Raw genomic sequence first — 24704 nt, forward strand, 5'->3', positions numbered from 1 at the left:
CATTATAAGGCTACAGAAGCACCACATGGCCTGCCTGCGGGTCGATGCGGCCCGCGTGCAGGTCATCCACCAGGGTCTGCGCCGCGGCAAAGCCCTGGTGCTCGTGCACCCGCATCCAGGGCTGGCGCGGGTCGCTGATGCGCTCGATGAAGGCGCGCTGCGCGGCGTTGAACTTCTGGTTCACCACTTCCGGGCCCCAGTCGGCATTGCGCTTCTTGATCTGCACGGGCGCGAAGTAGAACGCCGGAGCGGGCCCGGGCAAGGCGGCATCGCGCAGGAACTGCGTGTTCTGCGCCGAGCCGGCATAGCAGTCGTAGACCAGCGCAGCGCCCAGGTGGTGGTGCACGCGTGCACGCAGGTCCTCATCGCCCGAAAAATCCACATACAGCGTGGGCACGGTCGTCTCCAGCGCCTCCAGTTCGCCATAGGCGACGGTACGCTCATAGCAGCCCAGGCCCTGCACAAAGGCACGGTTGCGTTCGGACGTCAGTGCCACGCGCTCGATACCGCCCTCCTGCGCCAGGCAGAACGCCGTGCCGAAGGCGGTCTTGCTCGATGCGCTGGAGAACACCAGCCGCCGGGCGCCGAAGAAGTGGTTGTCCGCCAGGAAGTCGGCGAGCATGAAGGAGGTGATGAACAGCGGCCGCACCAGCATCTGCCAGTTCTCGTCTGCGGCACGGTAGGCCGGGTCGGCGCTGGTGCGCGTGTACTGGTTGTAGGCCGAGGTCAGGCCCTGGCGGTGCTCCGCGCCGTCGTAGAAGCCGCGCGCCGTCACGCGCACGGGCTGCATGCGCAGGTGGCTGGCGATGGGCCAGTAGCCGTAGAAGCGCTCGCCCACGGCCACGCCCTCGACATCGGAGGCGATCACCTCGGCAAAGCCCCACACCGGCATGTGGCCCCAGCCCGCTTCGCCGGTGGGAAAGAAGTCCCAGTAACGCATGGCATCGCCGAAGGCCGCGTAGGTGATGTTGTTGGTGGTCACGGCCACGCGATCCACGCGCAAAATGGCCTCACCGGGCTGCAGCGGCGCCAGGGGCAACTGCTCGGTGCGGGTGTGATTCAATGCATTCTTGTCGGTCAACAGGCGGGTCTGCATGGTCATGGGATGTCTCCGGTTCGGTGGTGGATATGCGCTGCAGCCACTGTATGGCGCCCTGCCCGGCTGCGGGTTCGGAAACCGATGAAGGCCCTGCCCGCCAGCCCCACAACCGCCGCCAGGCCCCTGAAGCGGCCGCGCCAGGCGCGCGCCCGCTTCACCGTGCAGGCCATCTACGACGCCTTTGTTCGGATTTGGCAGCGCGACGGCTGGGACAAGCTCACCACGCGCAACGTGGCGCTGGAGACCGGCATTGCCGTGGGCACGCTCTACGACTACTTTCCCAACAAGACGGCCCTGCTCTCGGGCTATGTGCGCCACTGCATCGAGGCCCTGCTCGCGGCCATCGACCGCCAAGCCGTTCAGCCCACCGATATGCCCTGGGAGGAGCGCATCCACCACCTGGTGCGCCTGGTCTGCGGCGTGGATGCGCCCGAACTGCCCACCTTCCACCCCGACATGCTGGCACTGGAAGGCGCCATGGCCGAGGCGCACCACCACCGCCGCGCGCACGAGGAGCTGGCCGCCGCCTGGGGCCGGGTGCTCGCGGCCTGCACCGACCTGCCTCGGCAGCCGGGGCCCGAGATCGCACAGGCGCTGCACCTGTCGGCCTGGGGTGGCCGCCGCTATGTGCTGCTGCTCCAGCTGGACCCGGCCGCCATGCGGCAATGGGCCGCCGGCGTGGAGCAACTGTGCTGCGCCGCCATCCGGCAGGCCGCGCGCTGAGCTTGTCACCTGCGCGGCTGCCCGGCCCGGCAAGCCCGCCGACACTGGCGCCCTCACACACGAGGAGCATTCCATGGACCCGAAGGACAAGGTCATCATCGTCACCGGCGGCGCCAGCGGCATCGGCCGCAGCATGGCGCGGCGCTTTGCCGCAGAGGGCGCGCGCGCCGTGGTCGTGGCCGACCTGCAGCTGGAGGCGGCCCAGGCCGTGGCCGACGAGATCGGTGGCCTGGCCGTGCGCTGCGACGTGTCGCGCGAGGCGGACATCCAGGCCCTGGTGGCCACCACGCGCGAGCGCTATGGCCGTGTGGACGCCTACCTCTCCAACGCCGGCATCCTGGGCCGCCCGGGTGGCATCGAGCTCGAAGACCCGCTGTGGGACGCGATGTGGAACATCCACGGCATGGCCCATGTCTGGGCCGCGCGTGCCGTAGTGCCCGAGATGGTGGAGCGCGGCGAAGGCTTCTTCCTCGTCACGGCCTCGGCCGCCGGTCTGCTGACCATCGTCGAATCGGCCCCCTACGCCGTCACCAAGCATGCGGCCGTGGCCTTTGCCGAATGGCTGCGCATCGCCTACGGCCGCAAGGGCGTGGGCGTGGCCTGCCTGTGCCCGCAGTCGGTGCAGACCGCCATGGTCACGGGCGATGGCGGCTCGGCCTCGCACGACGGCATCCTGCCGCCCGAGCAGGTGGCGGGCGACGTGCTGGCCGCCATGCAGGACGGCCGCTTCCTGGTGCTGCCGCATCCCGAGGTGGCGCAGTACTTCCGCAACAAGGGCCAGGACTACGAGCGCTGGCTGGGCGGCATGCAGAAGATGTACGCACGCCACACCCAGGCGCATTGAGCCCCCGGCCAGAGACGGGGAGCGCGCGCCCGGTAAAATCGGCGGTTTCGGGCGCGTGAGCGCCTGCCGCGCCGACTGCCGCAGGCCCCTGCCGCAGCGAGCTGCCCACCCCTGCCCTCTCTTGGAATTCCCTGTGTCCTACGCCCCCGAAACACGGCGCCGCCGCACCTTTGCCATCATTTCCCACCCCGACGCGGGCAAGACGACGCTGACCGAAAAGCTGCTGCTGTTCTCGGGCGCGATCCAGATCGCGGGCGCGGTCAAGGGCCGCAAGGCCAGCCGCCACGCCACCTCGGACTGGATGGAGATCGAAAAGCAGCGCGGCATCTCGGTGGCCTCGTCGGTCATGCAGATGCTGTACCGCGAGCATGTGATCAACCTGCTCGACACGCCCGGCCACAAGGACTTCTCGGAAGACACCTACCGCGTGCTCACCGCCGTCGACTCGGCGCTGATGGTGATCGACGCCGCCAACGGCGTGGAAGCGCAGACGCGCCGCCTGATCGAGGTCTGCCGCCAGCGCGACACGCCCATCATCACCTTCGTGAACAAGATGGACCGCGAAGTGCGCGACCCGCTGGACATCATGGACGAGGTCGAGCGCGAGCTGGGCATGCCCTGCTGCCCCATGACCTGGCCCGTGGGCCAGGGCAAGGCCTTCGGCGGCATCATCAACCTGCGCACCAGGACCATGACGGTGTTCGAGTCCGGCAGCGAACGCCGCCCGCAGGATTTCGAATCCATTCCCCTGTCCGACGAAGCCACGCTGCGCGCGCGCTTCGGCGCTGAATTCGACGCGGCACTCGAAAGCATGGAGCTGGCCGTGGGCGCCTCGCCCGAGTGGGACCACGAGGCCTTCCTGGCCGGCAAGCTGACGCCCGTGTTCTTCGGCTCCGGGGTGAACAACTTCGGGGTGATGGAAGTGCTCGACGCCCTGGTCGACATGGCCCCGCCCCCCGGCCCGCGCGTGAGCACGCTGCAGGTCAACAAGCAGCCCGTGGTCAAGACCATCCAGCCCGAGGACGAAGGCTTTGCCGGCGTGGTGTTCAAGGTGCAGGCCAACATGGATGCCAACCACCGCGACCGCATCGCCTTCGTGCGCGTGGCCTCGGGCAAGTACACGCCGGGCATGAAGCTCAAGGTGCAGCGCAGCGCCAAGGAACTGCGCCCCACCTCGGTCGTGACCTTCATGTCGCAGCGCCGCGAGGCGGTCGAAGAGGCCTATGCGGGCGACATCATCGGCTTCACCACGCACGGCGGCGTGCAGCTCGGCGACACCATCACCGATGGCGCCAACCTGCAGTTCACCGGCCTGCCGTTCTTCGCCCCCGAGATGTTCATGACCGTGGTGCTCAAGAACCCGCTGCGCACCAAGCAGCTGCAGCAGGGCCTGGCCCAGTTGGGCGAGGAAGGCGCGATCCAGGTCTTCAAGCCCGATGCCGGCGGCAACATGCTGCTGGGCGCCGTGGGCCAGCTGCAATTCGAAGTGGTGCAGCACCGCCTGAAGGCCGAGTACGACGCCGACGTGCGCCTGGAAGGCTGCCAGTACACCGGCGCGCGCTGGATCACGGCCGACAATGCGGCCGACCTGCGCGCCTTCACCGACGCCTACCCGCTGCGCCTGGCGCACGATGCGGCCGACACGCTGGCCTACCTGTGCACCTCGCCCTACGACGTGCGCCTGGCGCAGGAGCGTTTTCCCAAGATCCATTTCCACCCGCTGCGCGAGCACGCCGGGCTGAGCCTGGGCAGCGCGAGCTGAGCCTACCGATGCAACCCCTGAGTGCATGGGCCCCTGCGGCCCACCGGCCGCTGGTCGGTGTCTTCACCGACATCGACGACACCCTGACCACCGACGGCGCCATCACGCCCGATGCGCTGCAGGCGCTGGGCGCGCTGCGCGCCGCCGGCCTGCACGTCATTCCCATCACCGGCCGCCCCGTGGGCTGGAGCGAGCCCTTTGCGCTGAGCTGGCCCGTGGACGCCATCGTGGCCGAGAACGGCGCCGTGGCGCTGCGCCGCGTGGCCGGCCCGGCGGGCGCGGCGCTGGCCAAGACCTACCAGCAGGACGAGCCCACGCGCACGGCCAACTACGCGCGCATGCAGCAGGTGCTGGCGCAGGTGGAGCGTGAAGTGCCGGGCGCACACCGCGCCACCGACTCGCCGGGGCGCGAGACCGACATCGCCATCGACCACAGCGAGTTCACCCAGTTGCCGCAAGAGGCCATCGACGCCGCCGTGCAGCGCATGCGCGCGGCCGGCATGAACGCCACGGTGAGCAGCATCCACATCAATGGCTGGTTCGGCGCGCACAACAAGCTCGAAGGCGCGCGCTGGGTCGTGCGCACACTGTTCGGCCGCGACCTCGATGCCGAGATCGGCCAATGGGTCTATGTGGGCGATTCGACCAACGACCAGCTCATGTTCCAGCACTTCGCGCACAGCGTGGGCGTGGCCAACATCGCGCGCTTCGTGCCGCAACTGGCGCACCTGCCGCGCTATGTGACCGAAGGCGAGCGCGGTGCCGGCTTCGCCCAGGTGGCGCAGCGCATCCTGGCGGGCGTGGCGACCGCCGCCTGACGGCACCAGGCCCGGCGCACATGGCCCGGCGCTCTGCCATCGCCTGGCTGGCCCTGGGCCTGTGCGCCCTGGGTGGCTACCTGTGGACGGCCCAGTACACACCCAGCCGGTTTTCCGTGCGCGCTGGCGGCCAGGAAGTGCATGACCGCAGCACCGGCCTGACCTGGCGCCGCTGCGCCGAGGGCATGGCATGGAGCGGCCTGGGCTGCACGGGCGAGCCCCAGACCTTCACCCAGATCGAGGCGGCCGACCATGCCGCACAGCAGGCCGGCTGGCGCCTGCCCACGGTGGGCGAGTTGCACACGCTGGTGGACGAGGCGCGCCGCGACCCTGCCATCGACACAGAGGCCTTCCCCGACACGCCGCCCACCTGGTTCTGGAGCGCCAGCCAGGCCAACAGCCGCATCACGCATGCCTGGCTGGTGCACTTCGGCGAAGGGCGCGCCAACATGGCGTTGCGGCTCAACCACCTGCCGGCGCGCCTGGTGCGGCGTTGAGCAGCTACAGGGCTTTGGTCAGCATGACGATCACGCGCGATTGGTTGACAGGGCCGAAGTAGTCCTTCTTGTTGGCGCCCACCACGGCCGCGCCCAGCGACAGGCCCGAGCCGAAGTCATAGGCACCGCCCACGCTGTAGTCGATGTAGTTGGGGGCCACGATGTCGCCACCGAAGCGCGTGTAGCCCACCGATGCCTTGACGGTGATCTTGGGCGCCACTTCCTGCGCGAAGGCCAGGTTCAGGTAGCCGGTGTTGCGGCCCTTGAAGCCGGGACCGGCGTAGGCGAAGTAGTCCTTGGACAGAGTGTGCGAGTACTTGGCGGTCACGGGGCCGAAGGTGGCGGCGCCATAGACTTCGGTGGTGTTGCCGTTGCTGTTGCCGGGGTAGATGTAGGTCAAGAGGCCCACGTCCAGATCGACCGAGCCGGCCTTGAACTTGTAGCCGCCGTAGATGTCGGACTCGATGGAGTTGCGAGGCAGCCAGTCGACGCTGGAGTTCCAGTTGCCTACATAGAAACCGGACTCGCCGAAGGCGTAGTCGAAGCCGCCCTGGATGGCGGGCTTGACGGCCTTGACCTTGGACGCATCCTGGTCCTGGCCGCGGAACTTGTAGTTGGTGGTCAGGCTGACGTTGCCCGTCAGCTGGGCACTGGCCAGCAGGGGGAAAGCGGTCAGCAGGGCCATGGCGAAAGGGGCACGGGGAAATTTCATGGGTTGCAATCAAACGCAGATGGACAGGGGATCGAGCGTAGGCAGTCAGCCATAAAGGCCGCATAAAAACTTCGGTGCCCGGCGTAAAGCTTTTGCCAGAGATGCCGCCTGGCGGCCCGCGTGCGTGCACGGCCAGGCGGGGCAATGGCAAGATCATTGCCACCCCCATGTGCCCGGAGCCGACATGCTGATCAACTGCGTTGTCTATGAAAACGGAACCAAGCTTGCCGACATCCCCATCGGCGAGATCGGCGACCACATCCACCTGCCCAACTGCTTTGTCTGGGTGGCGCTGCACGACGCCACCGAGCAGGAACTGACCGAATTGCAGCAGGCCTTCCACCTGCACCCGCTGGCCATCGAGGACGCCCAGCACGGCCACCAGCGGCCCAAGGTGGAGGAGTACGGCGACTCGCTCTTCGTGGTGCTGCACCTGTTGGAGACCGAGGGCCTGAACGCCACACCGGCACGCATCGGCGAGCTCAATGTCTTCGTGGGCCGCAACTACGTGGTTTCGGTGCGCAACCGCAGCGAACAGGGCTTCACCGATGTGCGCGAGCGCTGCGAACGCGAGCCCGAGCTGCTGGCCACGGGGCCGGGCTTCGTGCTGTATGCGCTCATGGATGCGGTGGTGGACCGCTACTTCCCGGTCATCGATGCGCTCGAAGTCGAGCTCGACACCATCGAGCAGCAGATCTTCTCGGCAAAGGGCAAGGCGCGGGGCAGCGTGCAGCGGCTGTATGCGCTCAAGCAGCGCCTGACGCTGCTCAAGCACGGGGTGGCACCCCTGCTCGAAGGCGCGGGCAAGCTGCATGGCGGGCGCGTGCCGCAACTGTGCACCCCTTCGCAGGAATACTTCCGCGATGTGGTGGACCACCTGGGGCGCATCAACGCCTCCATCGAATCCATCCGCGATTCCATCGGCACGGCCATCCACGTGAACCTGTCCATGGTGACCATCGAGGACGGTGAGGTCGTGAAACGCCTGGCCGCCTGGGCCAGCCTGTTCGCGGTGTGCACGGCCTTCGCGGGCATCTGGGGCATGAACTTCGAGCACATGCCGGAGCTGAAATGGCGCTATGGCTACGCCGCTGCGCTGGCGGTCATCGCCAGCGCCTGCGGCTACCTGTACTACCGCTTCCGCAAGGCGGGTTGGCTCTGATCAAGACGGCTTGGCCAGGCCCAGTTTTTCGACCAGCGCCTTCTCGCGCGCAAACGTGTCCTGCGCGAACTTCTGGTAGGCCGAGGTGCTCATGTACATGGGCACCATGTCGTAGCGCGCCAGGGCGGTCTTGTAGCTCTCTTGCTCCATGGCCTTCTTGAAGGCATCGTGCAGGCGCTTGACCACCGCGTCGGGCGTGCCCTTGGGCGCACCGATGCCGAAGGGCGAGTTCTGCACCAGGTTGAGGCCCAGCTCCTTGAGCGTGGGCGCATCGGGGAACTTGGCCAGGCGCTCGGCCCCCCAGGTGTTGAGCACGCGCAGCTTGCCGGCCTCGACCTGCGGCGCGAAACCGGTGGAGTCGGCCGCCGCCATGATCTGCCCGCCCAGGATGGACTGCATCAGGTCGGCACTGCCCTTGTAGGGCACGTGCAGCAGCTCCAGCCCCAGTTGCTGGGCGATGAGTTCCATGGTCAGGTGCGGGCTGGTCATGGTGCCCGTGGAGCCGTAGCTGAGCTTGCCCGGGTTGGCCTTGGCCCAGGCCACGAAGTGCGTCCAGGTCTTGAGCGGCGAGTCAGCGGGCACCACCAGGCCGAAGGCGTAGCCGGTCACGTTGAGCACGTAGGCGATGTCCTTGACCGGGTCCCAGCTGATCTTGGTGGTGTAGGGCAGGCGGAACACGCCGAGCGGAATCTGCGCAATGGTGTAGCCATCGGGCGCGGAGCCCTGCAGCTGCTGCGCAGGCAGCGTGCCGCCGGCGCCAGGCTTGTTCTCCACGATCACGGGCTGGCCGAGGATCTTGCCGGCGTTGTCGGCCAGCGAGCGCATGGTGATGTCGGTGGGGCCGCCCGCAGGGAAGGCGATCACGAGCTTGATCGGCTTGGCCGGAAAGGCCTGGGCCTGGGCCAGCAGGGTGGCCGGAGCCACCGCGGCAGCGGCACCCCACTGGATGATCTGACGGCGGCGTTGCATGGTGGAATCCTTGGAAGACATAGATCCTTGCATTGGACTGCAGTCCTGCAGCGAGGGGCATGCAGGAAACTCCCTAGCCAGTGTCACGCAGGCGCCTGCCCATCAGGCCTTGTAGGTGGACAAAAGGATGCTGGTCTCGGTGTTGGCGATGCCCGGCGTGAGGCGGATGCGGCCGAGCGCCCGGTCGAAGGCCTCCAGGCTTTCGGCCCGCACCTCGGCCACGATGTCCCAGCGGCCGTTGGTGCTGTGCAGGGTGTCCACGGCCGGCTCGCCGCGCAGCGCGCGGATGACTTCGGGCGCGGCATTGCCCTCCACGGCAATGCTCATCCATGCACGGATGCGCTGGGGCTCGGAGTCGGGGCGCAGGCGCAGGGTGTAGCCGGTGATGACACCGCTCTCCTCCATCTTGCGCAGGCGGTTCTGCACCGTGCCGCGCGAGACACGCAGCTTCTGCGCCAGCACAGCCACGGGGGTGCGCGCATCGGTGCGCAGGATGCCGATGATCTGGCGGTCGGTGTCGTCGATATTGCCCATAGTGATTCGTTCATCAATCAGATCGCCAATTTTCCACACATTTTGATCAGGTAGATGGCTTTTCTGTAGCGCGGCCCTTTTCGAGAATTGCAGGGACCGTCTTCATCCCTGCCCACTCCATGCCCCAGCCTTCTGCCCAAGCCCCTGCCGCCGTCGTCATGGTGCGCCCGCACCGCTTCCACCCCAACCCCGACACGGCAGCCGACAACGCCTTCCAGTCACGAACCGCCCAGGCGCCCGAGGCCATCGCCCGGCTCGCCCATGCCGAAGTGACGGCCGCAGCCGCCCGGCTGCAGGCCGCGGGCGTGCGCGTGCACCTGTTCGAGGACCGGGGCGAGCGCGACACGCCGGACGCCGTGTTCCCCAACAACTGGTTCTCGACCCATGCGGGCGGCCATGTGGCGATCTATCCGATGTTTGCCGAGAGCCGCCGGCGCGAGCGCCGCGCCGACGTGATCGAGATGCTCAAGGCCGAGTACCGCGTGCAGGACGTCATCGACTACTCGGGCCTGGAAGCCGATGGCATGTTCCTCGAAGGCACGGGGGCCATGGTGCTCGACCACATCGCGCGCGTGGCCTACACGGCGCAGTCGAACCGCGCCGACCCGGTGGCGCTGGAGCGCTTTTGCACCCACTTCAACTACGAGCCCATGGCCTTTGCCACGGCCGATGCCCAGGGCATGCCCTGCTACCACACCAATGTGATGCTGTGCGTGGGCACCGATTTCGCGCTGGGTGGTTTTCACCTGGTCCGCGACCCGGTACGGCGCCAGGCGGTGCGCGAGCGCCTGGCGGAGTCCGGCCGCGCCTTGATCGAGCTAAGCGCGCAGCAGATCGGCGAGTTCGCGGGCAACGCACTGGAGCTCACGGGAGCGCAGGGCCGGGTGCTGGCCTTGTCGGCCCGCGCGGCAGCCAGCCTCAGCGCGGAGCAGAAGGCCGTGATCGAGCGCAGCGCCACGCTGTTGCCGCTCAAGGTACCCACCATCGAGCTGGCGGGTGGTTCCGTGCGCTGCATGCTGGCGGGCATCCACCTGGCGCGCCGGGGGTGATGTTCGACCGCGACCGCGGTGGGCGTTCAGCGCGATGGCGTCTCTGTGTCCAGCTGTGCATCGCAGCCCACCCCCGCCGCAATCGAGCGCCGGGCCCAGGCACCGATGGCGCGCACCAGCCAGGGGTTGCGCAGTCCGGTCACGCCCCCCGGGTCGGACACCATGCCGCACAGGTAGCGCCCCTCGCCATCGCTCCAGCGCAAGGCCGCGCAGGCGCCGCTGCGCCGGCGCGACACCAGCACGCCCACCGGGCAGGGCTCGGCCAGGCAGCACAGGCCGCAACCATTGCAGGGTGCGCCTTCGGCGGGCTTGGGGGGCGCCTCGGGGTGCAGCCACACCACCTGGGCAGACGGGGACGAAGAAGGCGACATGGGGATGGCGGGGGACTGGCCACTCCATTGTGACGGTGCCGCAGAAAAAAAGAGACCCCGTCCATCTCCAGGATGGGCGGGGCCAATGACCGGTGGGAGCGGACTCGCCGGCCGAGGGGGGAAACAACAGGTCTGGAAAGGGCGCTTTGCTTCAGCAACCCAGCGGGCGGTTGGGGCGCATGGGGATGATGCCGCTGACCTTGAGGGTGTTGGAAGAGCCATCGGTCGCCGTGAGCGTCTTGCTGGAGAGGCGCACCTGGTTGCTGTCGCGTGCGACCACCGTGTCCACGGTATCGCCATTGCTGTATTCCTTGCCGGCAAAGGTCACGAAGATCTGGTGCAGGCCGGTGGCATCGGGCCGGTAGCGCACATCGCCAAACGCGGTTTCGGTCGAGCCCACCTTGTTGGCGCCATCGAATCGGAAGGTGCATAGCTCGGGCACGGAGCCAATGGGGTTTTTCTTGTCGACCTCGGTCAGGTTGAGTGCACCGTTGCCGTACACGCCGTTGAGTCCAGGCAGGGTGGCATCAGCGACCGTGAGGATGCCCGGCTCGTTGCTGGGCGTGGGGTCGTCGTGGTTGCCTCCACCGCAGGCCACCAGCAATGCGCTGGCAGCGGCAAGGGCAGAACAGGTCTTGAAGAGGGAGTTCATGGCGTGCGGCTTTGTCGTGTGGAGGTCAACGCATCGTAGGAGCGGGTTCCCTCGAGCCGCGTGCGCCAACAGCCCTGTCCACCGTAGGACCCACGCCTACAGGGCAGGCGCACGCATGGCCGCAAAAAAGCCCGCTTTCCATGGGAAAGCGGGCCAAAAAACCGGTCGGAGACTGGAGACCGGCCGAGGGGGAACCCGGGTTCCCGGTGCGCAGCGGCCGCCTGCGCACCAAGGATCAGCAATTGGCGTTGCGGGTGGCGTGCAGCGGAATGATGGCCGTCAGCTTCAGGGTATCGGTCGATCCATCGGTGGCCCCCATGGTCTTGCTGGTGAAGCGCACCAGGTTGCCACTGCGGTCCACCAGGGTGTCCACCGAATCCAGGCTGGCGTATTCCTTGCCGTTGAAGGTCATGAATACGACGTACAGGCCCGTGGCCGAGGGACGGTAGCTGATCTTGCCGAAGGCAGTCGCAACACCCTGGGCCGCTGCCACAGGTGCTGCGCCGGTGAGCGAAACGGGTGCGGTGATGTTGCCCACTACAGCGGCCTGCGTGGTGGACGTGCCGACGATGGAGACAGGCGTGCTGGTCACGTCCACCACCGTATCGGTGGTCGTGGCAGCGGTGGCGGTAGCGCCCACCTTGTCGGCGCCCATGAACTTGTAGGCGCAGGTGGCAGGTTTGCCGCCCATGGCTTCCTGGTAGTACACCTCGGACAGCGTGAGCTGGCCGTTGCCATAGACGCCATTGAGGCTGGGCACGGTGGCATCGGTCACGGTCAGCACGCCGGGCTCGGTGCTGGGATCGGGATCCGGCACGACGGCAGCAAGCTCATTGCTGCTGGTGCTGCTGAAGCTGCCGCTGCCTCCACCGCCACCACCACCGCCACAGGCGGTGAGCAGTACCGATACAAGAGCCAGCGCGATGAGGGATTTGGGATGGGTGGTCATGGCAGTGTGCGGATAGTTGAGGGGGTTACGGGCTTTTGGGCTTGGCGCCTTTTCGCCGTAACCCATGAAACGAAGAGTAGGTTTTTGCCCTTCTCCGCCACGTGCGCCGAGTTCCGCGCCTGCCGTAGGACGTTTCCCAACCCCCACGTGGGTCGCCCTGCCTGCCCCGTGTCCCCGCCCTGCCTGCCGTACAGAGCGGGGATCCTTGTCCCGTACCGCGTCAGCGCGCCAGCACCGGCGCCAGCGCCACCCCCGTGTGCGTGCCCTGCTTCACCACCTCCTCCGGTGTCGCGGCGGCCACGATGCGTCCGCCGGCCTTGCCCCCTTCGGGCCCCAGGTCGATGATCCAGTCGGCCTCGGCGATCACGTCCAGGTCGTGCTCGATCACCACCACGCTGTGGCCGCCGTCGACCAGGCGGTGCAGCACGCGGATGAGCTTGTCCACATCGGCCATGTGCAGGCCCACCGTGGGCTCGTCGAGCACGTACAGCGTGTGCGGCGCCTTCTGGCCGCGGCGGCCCACCTCGTCACGCACCTTGGTGAGTTCGGTCACGAGCTTGATGCGCTGCGCCTCGCCGCCCGAGAGCGTGGGCGAGGGCTGGCCCAGCGTGAGGTAGCCCAGGCCCACGTCCTGCAGCAGCTGCAGCGGGTGCGCGATGCTGGGCATGGTGGCAAAGAAGTCCACGGCCTCGTCCACCTCCATCTGCAGCACGTCGCCGATGCTCTTGCCGCGCCAGGTCACGGCCAGTGTCTCAGGGTTGAAACGCGCGCCGTGGCAGGCCTCGCAAGGTACCTTCACGTCGGGCAGGAAGCTCATGGCGATGGTGCGTATGCCCTGCCCTTCGCAGCTCGGGCAACGTCCCTCGCCGGTGTTGAAGCTGAAGCGCCCGGCCGCGTAACCGCGGGCCTTGGCCTCCAGCGTCTCGGCAAACAGCTTGCGGATGGTGTCCCAGAAGCCGATGTAGGTGGCGGGGCAGGAACGCGGCGTCTTGCCGATGGGGGTCTGGTCCACTTCGAGCACGCGGTCGATGGATTCGAAGCCCGCCAGGCCCGTGCAACCCACCAGCGGCGGTGCCTTGCCTGCATCCATGGCATCGCGCCCGGCCTTGGTGGAGCGCTGCTGCACCCACGCCTGCACGTTGTGCAGCAGCACATCGCGCGCCAGCGTGGACTTGCCCGAGCCGCTCACGCCCGTGACCGCCACCAGGCGGTGCAGCGGCACGGTGGCCGTCACGTTCTGCAGGTTGTGCAGGTGTGCGCCATACACGGTGAGCCAGCGCATCGCGGCGCGGGCCTTGGCTTCGGCCAGGGCCTCGGCGCTGAGTGCCGCTGCAGCGGCCGCGCGCTTCTTCACCGCGGCGCTCTGGCGCCCCGCAGGTGCGGGCGCCGGTTCGGCCAAGACCAATTCCTCGGCGCTCAATTCGCCCGGCTGCATGCTGCGGCGCAGCTGCAGCGGGTGCTTCATGGCGTGCAGCAGGTAGCGGCCGGTCTGCGAATCCTCGGTGGCCGTGAGGTCGGCCACACTGCCCTGCGCCACCAGGCGGCCGCCGCGCTTGCCGGCACTGGGGCCGATGTCGATGATGTGGTCGGCACGGCGGATGGTGTCCTCGTCGTGCTCCACCACCACCAGCGTGTTGCCCTTGTCGCCGAGCTTGTGCAGGGCGTTGAGCAAAATCCGGTTGTCGCGCGCATGCAGGCCGATGGTGGGCTCGTCGAGCACGTAGCACACGCCCTGCAGGTTGCTGCCCAGCTGCGCCGCCAGGCGGATGCGCTGCGCCTCGCCGCCCGAAAGCGTGGGCGCGCCGCGGTCCAGCGTGAGGTAGCCCAGGCCCACCTCCTCCAGGAATTCGAGCCGGCTCTTGATCTCGGGCACCAGGTCGCGCGCGATGTCAGCCTCGCGCCGGGTCATGCCACCTTCGATCTGCAGCGTCTCGACCCAGCGGCGCACGTCGGTGACGGACAAGGCCGCGATGTCGGTGATGCCGATGCCCGCAAAGCGCACGGCGCGCGCCACGGGGTTCAGGCGCGTGCCCTGGCAGCTGGGGCAAGCCGTGTCGGCCAGGTCCTCGACCTCGGGCTCGGCAAAGGTCTGCTCGCGGCCCTTTTCGTTGTCGTCCTGCACCGAATCGTCGAAGACCTTGCGCTGGTCCTTGGTGAGCTTGACGCCCGTGCCCACGCAGTCGGGGCACCAGCCGTGCTTGCTGTTGTAGCTGAACAGGCGTGGGTCGAGTTCGGCGTACGAGGTCGCACACACCGGGCAGGCGCGCTTGGTCGAGAAGGCCTGCAGCGTGCCGATGGCCGCCGTGGGCGTACCGGCGACCATGGCTTCGCGCAGGCCTCCGAGGCTGCTGAGCACGTGCACCACGCCTTTGCCATGCGTGAGCGCCTGCGCGAGCGATTCGCGCAGCAAGGCCTCGTTGTCGGCCGACACATCGATGCTGGCCACGGGCAGCTCGATGGTGTGCTCCTTGAAGCGGTCGATGCGCGGGAAGCCCGTGGTGGGCAGGAAGTTGCCGTCCACCCGCAGATGGGTGAAGCCGCGCGGTCGCGCCCAGTCGGCCAGCTCGGTGTACACGCCCTTGCGGTTCATCACCAGGGGCGCCAGCAGGCCGATGTGCTGGCCGCGGAAATTGCGCAGCAATTGCGCGGCAATGCTCTCGGGCGTCTGCGGCTGCACGGCGGCGCCGTCCTTCACGCAGTGCTGCGTGCCGAGCTTGACGTACAGCAGGCGCAAAAAGTGCCAGACCTCGGTGGTGGTGCCCACGGTGGACTTGCGCCCGCCACGCGACAGGCGCTGCTCGATGGCCACGGTCGGCGGGATGCCGTAGACGGCATCCACCTCGGGCCGGCCCGCGGGCTGCACGATGCTGCGCGCATAGGCGTTGAGCGATTCGAGGTAGCGGCGCTGCCCTTCGTTGAACAGGATGTCGAAGGCCAGCGTGGACTTGCCCGAGCCGCTGACGCCGGTCACCACGTTGAAGCGGCCGCGCGGAATGTCCACGCTCAGGTTCTTGAGGTTGTGCTCCTTGGCGTTGACGATCTCGATGGCATTCTTGGCCACATCGGCCTGGCCGGCATGCGCCAGGCGCTGCTGGCGGCGCAGGGTGGCCGCCTTCTCGTGCACCGAATGCCCGCCCTCGCCCAGCGCCAGCTCGTAGTCGCGCAGGGCCTGGCCGGTGTGCGAGGTGGCGTGCTGGCGCACGTCCTCGGGCGTGCCCTCGGCCACCAGCAGGCCGCCGCCATCTCCCCCCTCGGGACCCAGGTCGATCAGCCAGTCGCTGGCACGGATCACGTCCAGGTTGTGCTCGATCACGATCAGCGAGTGGCCTGCGTCGATGAGCTTGCGCAGCGCACGCATGAGCTTGGCGATGTCGTCGAAGTGCAGGCCCGTGGTCGGCTCGTCGAACAGGAACAGCGTGCCCTTGCGCGCCACGGCCTGGCGCGACTTGGCCGCCGTGCGCGCCGCCTCGGCCAGAAAGCCCGCGAGCTTGAGGCGCTGCGCCTCGCCGCCCGAGAGCGTGGGCACGGGCTGGCCCAGGGCCACGTACTCGAGCCCCACGTCCACGATGGGCTGCAGCGCGCGGATCACGTCGCGGTCGCTGGCGAACAGGTCGGCCGCCTCGGCCACCGTGAGGGCCAGCACATCGGCGACGTTGAGCGTGCGGCCACCGCGCTCGATGGTGATCTCCAGGATCTCGGGGCGGTAGCGCTTGCCGTCGCAGTCGGGGCAGCGCAGGTACACATCGGACAGGAACTGCATCTCCACATGCTCGAAGCCCGAGCCGCCGCAGGTCGGGCAACGCCCGTCGCCGCTGTTGAAGCTGAACTTGGCCGCGGTGTAGCTGCGCTGCTTGGCCAGCGGCGCCACAGCGAACAGCTCGCGGATGCTGTCCCACGCGCCCACATAGCTCACGGGGTTGGAGCGCGCCGTCTTGCCAATGGGCGACTGGTCCACGAACACCACGTCCGACAGGTGGTCGGCGCCCAGCATGCGGTCGTGCGCGCCCGGCGAATCCGTGGCCTTGCCGAAATGGCGCAGCAGTGCGGGGGCCAGCACGTCCTGGATCAGGCTCGATTTGCCCGAGCCGCTGACGCCGGTCACGGTGACCAGGCGCTGCAGCGGGAACTCCACCGACACATCGCGCAGGTTGTGCTCGCGCGCGCCTTCGAGGACCAGGCGCGGCGTGGCCTCGGTCACCATGCGCTTGAAGCCGAAGCCCACGTGCTTGCGCCCGCTCAGGTAGGCACCGGTGAGCGTGTCGGCCTGGCGCAGGTCGGCCGTGGTGCCGTCGAAGGCGATCTGGCCACCCAGGCGGCCGGGGCCGGGGCCCATGTCGATCATGCGGTCGGCCGCCAGCATCACGGCCGGGTCGTGCTCCACCACCACCAGGGTGTTGCCCGCATCGCGCAGGCGCAGCATGGCCTCGGTGATGCGGTGCATGTCGCGCGGGTGCAGGCCGATGCTGGGCTCGTCGAGCACGAACAAGGTGTTCACCAGCGAGGTGCCCAGCGCCGTGGTCAGGTTGATGCGCTGCACCTCGCCGCCGCTCAGGGTGCGGCTTTGCCGGTCCAGCGTGAGGTAGCCGATGCCCACGTCGCACAGGTATTTCAGGCGCGTGGTGATCTCCTCGAACAGCAGCTTGAGGGCCTGTGCCTCGCCCTCATTGCCCTGCGCGCCCTCGGCCACGAAGTCCATGCGGTCGAAAAAGCGGCGCAGCCGGTCGATGGGCAGCAGCATCAGGTCGTGCAGGCACAGGCCGGGCAGGGCTTCGAGCTGCGCGCGGCTCCATTGCACCCCCTCGGGCATGAAGCGCTGGCCGGGTTCGAGCACGGCATCGGCCGCGTCCTTGCTGCCGATGCGCCACTGCAGGCTCTCGGTCTTGAGGCGTGCGCCCGCGCAGGTGGGGCATGGCGTGTAGCTGCGGTACTTGGACAGCAGCACACGGATGTGCATCTTGTAGGCCTTGCTCTCCAGGTACTCGAAGAAGCGCTTGATGCCGTACCACTGCTTGCTCCACTGCCCTTCCTTGTAGCCGGGCGCGCCGCCGATGACCCATTTCTTCTGCTCCTCGGTGAGCTTGTTCCAGGGCGTGTCGCGCGGGATGCCGGCGGTCTCGGCATGGCGCATGAGGTCGTCCTGCGCTTCCTTCCAGGCCGGGGTCTGGATGGTCTTGATCGCGCCCGCGCGCAGGGTGAGCTTGTCGTTGGGGATGACCAGGCCGTAGTCCACCCCGATCACGCGGCCGAAGCCGCGGCAGGTCTCGCAGGCGCCCACGGCGGAGTTGAACGAGAACATCGAGGGGATGGGCTCGCTGTAGCGCAGGTCGCTGTCGGGGCAGTGCAGGCCCGTGGAAAAGCGCCACAGTTCGGGCTCGGCCTCGGGCGCATCGCCCAGGCGGTAGACGTTGAGCCGGCCCGTGCCGCGCTTCAAGGCCACCTCGATGGCCTCGATCACGCGCGCCTTCTCGGCATTGCCCAGACGGAAACGGTCGGCCACCACGTCCAGCAGCTTGCGCGGGCCGGTGGGCGTGGCCACCTCGCGCTCGGCCTGCACCTTGGTGAAGCCGCTGGCCGACAGCCACTGCTCGACCTGCTCGGCTGAGGTGTTGGCCGGCAGCTCCACAGGGAAGGTGAGCACGATGCGCGGGTCGCCCGCTTCGGCGCAGCGGCGCTGCAGTTCGGCGTAGATGGTCTCGGGGCTGTCGTGGCGCACCGGCTGCGCGGTCTCGCGGTCGAACAGCTGGCCGGCGCGCGCGAACAGCAGCTTCAGGTGGTCGTTGAGCTCGGTCATCGTGCCCACGGTGGAGCGCGAGCTGCGCACCGGGTTGGTCTGGTCGATGGCGATGGCCGGTGGCACGCCCTCGACCTTGTCCACCGCCGGCTTGTCCATGCGGTCCAGGAACTGGCGCGCATAGGCACTGAAGGTCTCCACATAGCGGCGCTGGCCTTCGGCGTACAGCGTGTCGAACACCAGGCTGGACTTGCCCGAGCCGCTGGGGCCCGTGACCACCGTGAGCTCCCCGGTGCGGATGTCCAGATCCAGGTTCTTGAGGTTGTGCTGGCGTGCGCCGCGGATACGGATCAGTCCCTGGGTCATGGAGAAGGTCTTTCGGGGGGTGAGGCGGAACATTCTAGGCAGCGCCACCGCTCCCGTCCGGCCCCCGTGCAATACCCCCAGGGCTGACATCTGCTGACAAGTCCTGTCAGTGCGTCGGGTTATGCCGGCCCGCCAGGCGCGGACATCTCTTAGAGTAAGCCCACAATTCCAAGGAGACGACCATGGGCAAGACATGGACACAATGGGGGACCGCGGCAGTCCTGGCCGCCGCACTGTGCGGCACGGGCCAGGCACAGATCCTGATCGGCCAGACGGCGGGCTATTCGGGCACGGTGGCAGCGGGGGTCAAGGAAACGGCCGACGGCGCCATGCTGTTCATCGATGCCGTCAACGCCAAGGGCGGCGTCAACGGCCAGAAGATTGAGATCGTCTCGATGGACGACAAGTTCGACCCCAAGCTGGCCGCCGAGAACGCGCGCAAGCTGATCGAGGAAAAGAACGTGCTGGCCATGTTCCTCACGCGCGGCACGCCCCACACCGAGGCCATGATCCCCCTGCTGGACAAGCATGGCGTGGCGCTGGTGGGCCCGTCCACCGGTGCCATGGTGCTGCACCAGCCCGTGCGCAAGAACATCTTCAACGTGCGCGCCACCTACCAGCGCGAAGCCGAAAAGGCCATGACCCACCTGGCCTCGATGGGCATCACCCGCATCGCCCTGGTCTACGCCGACGACAGCTTCGGTGCCGACGGCCTGGCCGGTGCCCTGAAGGGCCTGGCCGCCAGCAAGCTGAGCGCGACCCTGCAGGAGAAGTTCGACCGCGCCAAGCCCGACTTCGCCCCCATCGCAGCCAAGGTGGCCAAGGCCCAGGTGCAGGCCGTGCTGATGATCGCCTCGGGCTCGGCCGTGGTGGACGCGGGCAACGCGATCCGCGGCGCCGGCTCGGCCGCGCAGATCGTGACCCTCTCGAACAACGCCTCGGGCGGCTTCATCAAGAGCCTGGGCGCCAATGCGCGTGGCGTGATCGTCACCCAGGTCTACCCCAATGAGCGGGCCGTGACCTATGGCATGGTCAAGGAAGCCCAGGCGCTGGCCAAGGCCAGGGGCGTCGCCGAGATCAGCCCAGCCATGCTCGAAGGCTTTGCCGCCGCCAAGGTGCTGGTCGAGGGCCTCAAGCGCGCCGGCCCCAAGCCCACGCGCGAGAAGATCCAGCTCGCCCTCGAAGGCATCAAGAAGTTCGACCTCGGCGGCCTGGAGCTGAGCTACGGCCCCGACGACCACACCGGCCTGGATTTCGCCGACCTGTCCATCATCGGCACCGATGGCAAGTTCCGCCGCTGAAGCCCCGCAGGGGGCTGGCGGCCCGGATCAGGCAAATCCCTGGCTACCTTTTGTCACACCTTCGACCTACACTGTCGCCAGCCACCTACCTCCGGGGTCCGTATGAAGCACCTTGTCGCCTTCCCCACCCCCACGGCGCGCGCCGTGCTGGTCCTGCTGGCCCTGGCAGGCCCGGCCCAGGCCCAGATCCTCATCGGCCAGACGGTGGGCGTGACCGGCTCGGCGGCCGCCACGGTGCAGGAATCGATGAAAGGGGCCTCGCTCTACCTCGACCATGTCAATGCACGCGGTGGCGTGGCCGGGCAGAAGGTCGAGGTCATCACGCTCGACGACAAGTTCGACCCCAAGCTCACGCTGGAGAACACGCGCACGCTGATCGAGCAGAAGGGCGTGATCGGCCTGTTCATGACCCGGGGCACGCCCCACACCCAGGGCATCGTGCCGGTGCTGGAGCAGCACGGTGTGCCGCTCATCGGCCCCTCCACCGGCGCCATGGTGCTGCACAAGCCCGTGCTCAAGTACGTGTTCAATGTGCGCGCCACCTACCAGCGCGAGGTGGAAAAGGCTATCACCCACCTCAACACGCTGGGCATCAAGCAGATCGGCGTGGTGCACGTGGACGACACCTTCGGTGCCGACGGGCTGGCAGGGGCCCAGGCGGGTTTCAAGGCCAACCGCATCGATGCCCTGTTCATCGAGAAATTCGACCGCGCCAAGCCCGACTACTCCGCCATCGCCCCGCGCGTGGCGCAAAAGCAGCCGCAGGCGGTGATCTTCATCGGCACCGGCGCAGCCGTGGTGGACGGCATCAAGGCGCTGCGCGCCGCAGGCGTCACCGGGCAGATCGTGACCTTGTCGAACAACGCCTCGGGCGGCTTCGTGAAGGCCCTGGGCGACAGTGCGCGCGGCGTGGTGGTGACGCAGGTGTTCCCCTCCGAGCGTTCGCTGAACTACCCGCTGATCAAGGAAGCCATGGACCTGGCCAAGGCCGGTGGCGTGAGCGAGCTGACCCCCGCCATGGTCGAGGGCTTCGTGAGCGCCAAGGTGCTGGTCGAAGGCCTCAAGCGCGCCGGTCCCAAGCCCGACCGTGCCAAGCTGCACGCAGGCCTCGAAGGCATACGCAACTGGGACATGGGGGGTTTGACGCTCTCCTTCAGCGCCACCGACCACTCGGGCCTGGATTTCTCCGACCTCTCCATCATCGGTACCGACGGGCGTTTCAAGCGGTAGCTGCCGTTGGCATAGGGCCGCAATTTAGGCCCACCGCCCGAAGAACTGGTGCGGCCAAGGCCAGTGCCCCCGTGCAAGGACCGCCCCGCCGCACCGGGGGCGTCCCCCTCCCGACTCGCATAGCGAGTCGAGAGAGGGGTGCAGGCGCGCAGCGCCTCAGGGGGTGCTTCTTTTCAATGCGCTGCGCTGGCTCCGGATGCAGGGGCGGCGGGCACGTGCAGGGAGTCGCCGCCGTGCTGTTCGCCACCCATGTCCACCTTGTCACCGGCCTTCATGATGACGAACAGCGAAATGGCGGCAAACACGACGAATCCGACAACGATCTTCCACATGGCTCAACTCTCCTGAATATTGGATTGGGATAGGGGTTTGCTTGTTCAACAAAAAGGCCTCGCAGCTCCGCATGGCAGCTGCGAGGCCTTTTTCTGGAACACAGTGCCTGCGGGGGCAGGCACTGGTCGCAGTCGTGCTACGCCGTCAGTCGTTGGCGTAGATGTCCACGTCCTTGGTCTCGCGGATGAACAGCGTGCCGATCACCAGGGTCATGCCCGCGATGATGATGGGGTACCACAGGCCGTTGTACATGTTGCCGGTCTGGGCCACGATGGCGAAGGCCGTGGTGGGCAGCAGGCCGCCGAACCAGCCGTTGCCGATATGGTAGGGCAGGCTCATCGAGGTGTAGCGGATGCGGGTCGGGAACATTTCCACCAGCATGGCGGCGATCGGGCCGTAGACCATGGTCACCAGCAGCACCAGCCAGAACAGCAGCACCACTACGAGGACCTTGTTGGTCTTCTCCGGGTCGGCCTTGGCGGGGTAGCCGGCCACCTTGAGGTCATCGGCCACTTCCTTCTTGAAGGCGGCGATGGCCTTGGCGGACGCTTCGTCGAACTTCAGGTTCACCACGTTGCCGGTGGGCGCTTCAACCGTCTTGTTACCGATCTTGACCACGGCCTTGGAGCCTGCAGGGCCGGCGACGTTGTCGTAGCTCACCGAGTTCTGCACCAGGTAGCGCTTGGCGATGTCGCAGGAGCTGCGGAAGTCGATCTCACGCGCCACCGGGTTGCCCTGGAAGGAGCACGAGGCGGGGTCGGCCGTCACCACCACGCCAGCCGTGGCCTGGGCCTTGGCCAGGTCGGGGTTGGCGGCTTCGGTCAGCGCCTTGAAGACGGGGAAGTAGGTCACCACCGCCAGCAGGCAGCCGGCCATGATGATGGGCTTGCGGCCGATCTTGTCGGACAGCGCACCGAACACCACGAAGAAGGGCGTGCCCAGCAGCAGTGCCGAGGCGATCAGCAGGTTGGCAGTGGTGTTGTCCACCTTGAGCTGCTGCGTCAGGAAGAACAGCGCGTAGAACTGGCCCGAGTACCAGACCACGGCCTGGCCGGCGGTCAGACCCACCAGTGCCAGGATCACGATCTTCAGGTTCTTCCACTGGCCGAAGGACTCGGACAGGGGGGCCTTGGAGGTCTTGCCCTCGGCCTTCATCTTCTGGAAGGCGGGCGATTCGGACAGCGACAGGCGGATCCAGACCGAGATGCCCAGCAGCAGGATGGACACCAGGAACGGAATGCGCCAGCCCCAGTCCTGGAACACGGCTTCGCCCAGGCTCAGGCGCACGCCCAGGATCACCAGCAGGCTCAGGAACAGGCCCAGCGTGGCCGTGGTCTGGATCCAGGAGGTGTAGGCGCCGCGCTTGCCGTGCGGGGCATGCTCGGCCACGTAGGTGGCGGCACCGCCATACTCACCGCCCAGCGCCAGGCCTTGCAGCATGCGCAGGGCGATCAGGATGATGGGCGCCGCCACGCCGATGGTGGCGTAGCTGGGCAGCAGGCCGACAATGAAGGTCGCCAGGCCCATGATCAAGATGGTGACCAGGAAGGTGTACTTGCGCCCGATCATGTCGCCCAGGCGGCCGAACACGATGGCACCGAAGGGCCGCACCAGGAAGCCCGCCGCAAACGCCAGCAGCGCGAAGATGAAGGCCGCGCCCGCATCCAGACCGCTGAAGAACTGCTTGGCGATGATGGCTGCCAGCGAGCCGTACAGGTAAAAGTCGTACCACTCGAAAACGGTACCGAGCGACGAAGCGAAGATCACCTTCTTCTCTTCGGCGGTCATCGGCCGCGGTGCGGGATGGGTTGCCATGGTTTGTCTCCTGTGTGATGTATTCAGACCGCACCTCTGGTACGGCTGCCCACATTCTTGGAGATCGCACTGACCACGCTCTGACGCGAAACCAACACGGCCTTGCACCAAACTGACCGCGCTCTGACAACTTAGGGTGAAACCCTTGGGGTCGCTTCCAGCATGCGAGAAGGTGACCGCAGTGGGAGGTGTTTACCCCTAGATGCGGACGGGCCGTGCGTCAGAAATGGGGCTGGCGCCGCTGGCCTTCAGGCACTACCGGGATGGCCACCGGCCGTGCGGTCCGGCCGCGCTTGTCGAGGGCATACTCCCGCTCGGCCAGCGAGGGCCCGAGAAAATCCTTGAGCAAGGGGCCGTCCCGGAGCAGGCGGGTGTCGAACAGGAATTCGGCCACTTCATGGAACCACACGCGCCGCCCGATGCGGGTGTACCAGCGCATGGCATGGCGGTAGTCGGCGTCGCGGTGGAACAGGTGGCGCCACAGCACCTTGGGGCGCACCTGCATCAGCACCTCCAGGGTCTTGAACCAGGCGAACACCCGCCAGGGTGGCACACCCCGCGCCTCCAGCACCTGGTGCTTGTAGTCCCAGCGCCGTGTATCGGCCTGGATGACCCGGCGGTTCTCCACCGTGGCGTAGAACGGCGTCCAGCGGTGTGGCGTGGCATGCAGCAATTGCACCTGGTCGGGGTCGTAGCGCAGCAGGTGGCGGTAGGACTTCCAGTAGTCGGCATCGGACTCTTCCGTGAAGCCCACCACGTAGGTCGCCATCGACACAATGCCGTGCTGGCGCAGCAGTTGGATGGCGCGCTGGTCCTCGCCCATGCTCGCGCCCTTGCGGATGTCCTGGAGCGTCGCCTCGTCGTAGCTCTCGATGCCCAGCAGGAAGCGGATCACGCCCGCCCGTTTGTAAAGGTGCAGGATGTCTTCGTCGCGCACGATGTCGCCGGCACGGGTGGAGCCCACCAGCAGCAGCGGCACGTCCTCGGCGATCAGGGCCTCCAGAAACGCCCGCCACGCCTTGCGCGAACCGGTGGGCAGTTCATCGGCGAAGTTGATCAGCTCCACCCCATGCTCGCGGTGCAGCCTGGCCAGCTCCTTGGCCAACAGCACCGGGTCCCGGTGGCGCCACTGGGTCCAGAAACCACGCTGGCCGCAGTAGTTGCACAGGTAGGGGCAGCCGCGCGCGAACTGCACCACCACAGCCCGTTTGCCACCCCAGTACGAATAGTCGGCGTGGTCGATCAGCTCCCAGCCCACGCGGTAGTCGTCGAGCCGGCGCAGCATGGGGGCATCGGCCGTTGCCACGGGGACTCCACCCTCGCGGTAGGCAATCCCCGCCACGGTCCGCAGGTCATCGCCGCGCTCCAGCGCCTGGACCAGGTCCAGCGTGGTCTGCTCGCCCTCGCCACGCACGATGGTGTCGATCTCGGCGCATTCCGCCAGGATCTCGTCCCAGTGGTAGGTCGGGTGCACGCCCCCATAGACGGTGTGCAGCGCAGGCAGCGCGCGCTTGAGCAGGCAGCACAGCTGCAGCACGGTGGCATGCACCGAGCTCGACCCCGAGTGCCCGATCATGGCCGTGCCGGCGCCCGACTGCGCCACCGCCTGCACGATCTGCTCCAGCGTGAGCGGTGCCAGCTCGGCATCGATCAGCTCCACGCGGTGGCCCGCGTCCAGCAAGGGACCGCCGATGCACAACAGCCCCAGCGGCGGCAAGTGCTCGCGTGGAATGCGGCTGCCTATGGCGGTGTGGGGCGGGTTGACGAGCGCGATGTGCATCGGGGCC

Annotated in this window: 20 protein-coding genes; 9 read left to right on the forward strand and 11 right to left on the reverse strand. The window is 67.7% G+C overall.

Going from position 1 to position 24704, the window contains the following annotated elements; all coding sequences use genetic code 11:
* Positions 1–10: 10 nt before the first annotated feature.
* On the reverse strand, positions 11–1102 hold the full coding sequence (locus AC3WOH_RS18220; RefSeq protein WP_492230727.1) for a DUF2855 family protein: 1092 nt from the start codon (positions 1100–1102) through the stop codon (positions 11–13).
* A gap of 78 nt (positions 1103–1180) precedes the next feature.
* On the opposite strand from AC3WOH_RS18220, the gene AC3WOH_RS18225 reads away from it, so the two are divergent.
* From AC3WOH_RS18225 to AC3WOH_RS18245, 5 genes are all read left to right on the forward strand, one after another.
* Positions 1181–1822, forward strand: coding sequence for a TetR/AcrR family transcriptional regulator (locus AC3WOH_RS18225; RefSeq protein ID WP_492230728.1), 642 nt, complete (start codon positions 1181–1183; stop codon positions 1820–1822).
* Between the two features lie 73 nt (positions 1823–1895).
* On the forward strand, positions 1896–2666 hold the full coding sequence (locus AC3WOH_RS18230; protein WP_492230729.1) for an SDR family oxidoreductase: 771 nt from the start codon (positions 1896–1898) through the stop codon (positions 2664–2666).
* 133 nt (positions 2667–2799) lie between these two features.
* The gene (locus tag AC3WOH_RS18235; protein WP_492230730.1) at positions 2800–4428 is read left to right on the forward strand and encodes a peptide chain release factor 3; all 1629 of its coding nucleotides are present in this window, start codon (positions 2800–2802) and stop codon (positions 4426–4428) included.
* Between the two features lie 8 nt (positions 4429–4436).
* Positions 4437–5246: an HAD-IIB family hydrolase gene (locus tag AC3WOH_RS18240; RefSeq protein ID WP_492230731.1), complete on the forward strand. Its 810-nt coding sequence runs from the start codon at positions 4437–4439 to the stop codon at positions 5244–5246.
* 20 nt (positions 5247–5266) lie between these two features.
* Positions 5267–5743, forward strand: coding sequence for an Lcl C-terminal domain-containing protein (locus tag AC3WOH_RS18245; protein ID WP_492230732.1), 477 nt, complete (start codon positions 5267–5269; stop codon positions 5741–5743).
* A 4-nt stretch (positions 5744–5747) separates the two neighbouring features.
* Here the strand turns inward: AC3WOH_RS18245 and AC3WOH_RS18250 are convergent, their stop codons facing one another.
* Positions 5748–6455, reverse strand: a complete 708-nt coding sequence (locus tag AC3WOH_RS18250) for a TorF family putative porin (protein ID WP_492230733.1) — start codon at positions 6453–6455, stop codon at positions 5748–5750.
* Between the two features lie 184 nt (positions 6456–6639).
* On the opposite strand from AC3WOH_RS18250, the gene AC3WOH_RS18255 reads away from it, so the two are divergent.
* Positions 6640–7617: a magnesium and cobalt transport protein CorA gene (locus tag AC3WOH_RS18255; protein WP_492230734.1), complete on the forward strand. Its 978-nt coding sequence runs from the start codon at positions 6640–6642 to the stop codon at positions 7615–7617.
* Here the strand turns inward: AC3WOH_RS18255 and AC3WOH_RS18260 are convergent, their stop codons facing one another.
* Both AC3WOH_RS18260 and AC3WOH_RS18265 read right to left on the reverse strand, forming a co-directional pair.
* Positions 7618–8586 (reverse strand): tripartite tricarboxylate transporter substrate binding protein, encoded by a 969-nt coding sequence (locus AC3WOH_RS18260; protein ID WP_492230735.1) that lies wholly within the window; start codon positions 8584–8586, stop codon positions 7618–7620.
* Positions 8587–8688: 102 nt separating this feature from the next.
* Complete coding sequence (locus AC3WOH_RS18265) at positions 8689–9120, reverse strand: Lrp/AsnC family transcriptional regulator (protein ID WP_492230736.1); 432 nt, start codon at positions 9118–9120, stop codon at positions 8689–8691.
* 119 nt (positions 9121–9239) lie between these two features.
* Here AC3WOH_RS18265 and ctlX point away from each other — a divergent pair, with 119 nt between their 5' ends.
* On the forward strand, positions 9240–10169 hold the full coding sequence (gene ctlX, locus AC3WOH_RS18270; protein WP_492230737.1) for a citrulline utilization hydrolase CtlX: 930 nt from the start codon (positions 9240–9242) through the stop codon (positions 10167–10169).
* Positions 10170–10195: 26 nt separating this feature from the next.
* Here ctlX and AC3WOH_RS18275 read toward each other — a convergent pair whose 3' ends face one another.
* The 4 genes from AC3WOH_RS18275 to uvrA form a co-directional block, all read right to left on the reverse strand.
* Positions 10196–10540 carry a hypothetical protein gene (locus AC3WOH_RS18275; RefSeq protein ID WP_492230738.1) on the reverse strand — a complete coding sequence of 115 codons (345 nt, stop codon included), beginning with the start codon at positions 10538–10540 and terminating at the stop codon, positions 10196–10198.
* A gap of 151 nt (positions 10541–10691) precedes the next feature.
* Positions 10692–11192, reverse strand: a complete 501-nt coding sequence (locus AC3WOH_RS18280) for a hypothetical protein (RefSeq protein ID WP_492230739.1) — start codon at positions 11190–11192, stop codon at positions 10692–10694.
* 235 nt (positions 11193–11427) lie between these two features.
* Complete coding sequence (locus AC3WOH_RS18285) at positions 11428–12141, reverse strand: hypothetical protein (RefSeq protein ID WP_492230740.1); 714 nt, start codon at positions 12139–12141, stop codon at positions 11428–11430.
* A 220-nt stretch (positions 12142–12361) separates the two neighbouring features.
* On the reverse strand, positions 12362–18238 hold the full coding sequence (gene uvrA, locus AC3WOH_RS18290) for an excinuclease ABC subunit UvrA (RefSeq protein ID WP_492230741.1): 5877 nt from the start codon (positions 18236–18238) through the stop codon (positions 12362–12364).
* 182 nt (positions 18239–18420) lie between these two features.
* Here uvrA and AC3WOH_RS18295 point away from each other — a divergent pair, with 182 nt between their 5' ends.
* Both AC3WOH_RS18295 and AC3WOH_RS18300 read left to right on the forward strand, forming a co-directional pair.
* On the forward strand, positions 18421–19539 hold the full coding sequence (locus AC3WOH_RS18295) for an ABC transporter substrate-binding protein (RefSeq protein WP_492230742.1): 1119 nt from the start codon (positions 18421–18423) through the stop codon (positions 19537–19539).
* 102 nt (positions 19540–19641) lie between these two features.
* Positions 19642–20769: an ABC transporter substrate-binding protein gene (locus tag AC3WOH_RS18300; protein WP_492230743.1), complete on the forward strand. Its 1128-nt coding sequence runs from the start codon at positions 19642–19644 to the stop codon at positions 20767–20769.
* A gap of 173 nt (positions 20770–20942) precedes the next feature.
* Here the strand turns inward: AC3WOH_RS18300 and AC3WOH_RS18305 are convergent, their stop codons facing one another.
* The 3 genes from AC3WOH_RS18305 to bchE form a co-directional block, all read right to left on the reverse strand.
* Positions 20943–21101, reverse strand: coding sequence for a hypothetical protein (locus AC3WOH_RS18305; RefSeq protein ID WP_492230744.1), 159 nt, complete (start codon positions 21099–21101; stop codon positions 20943–20945).
* A 145-nt stretch (positions 21102–21246) separates the two neighbouring features.
* A complete protein-coding gene (locus tag AC3WOH_RS18310; RefSeq protein WP_492230745.1) occupies positions 21247–22917 on the reverse strand; it encodes an MFS transporter in 1671 nt (556 codons plus the stop codon).
* A gap of 220 nt (positions 22918–23137) precedes the next feature.
* Positions 23138–24697 (reverse strand): magnesium-protoporphyrin IX monomethyl ester anaerobic oxidative cyclase, encoded by a 1560-nt coding sequence (gene bchE, locus AC3WOH_RS18315; protein ID WP_492230746.1) that lies wholly within the window; start codon positions 24695–24697, stop codon positions 23138–23140.
* Positions 24698–24704 lie beyond the last annotated feature (7 nt).

The organism is Acidovorax sp. FW305-C-20-28 (assembly GCF_058783375.1).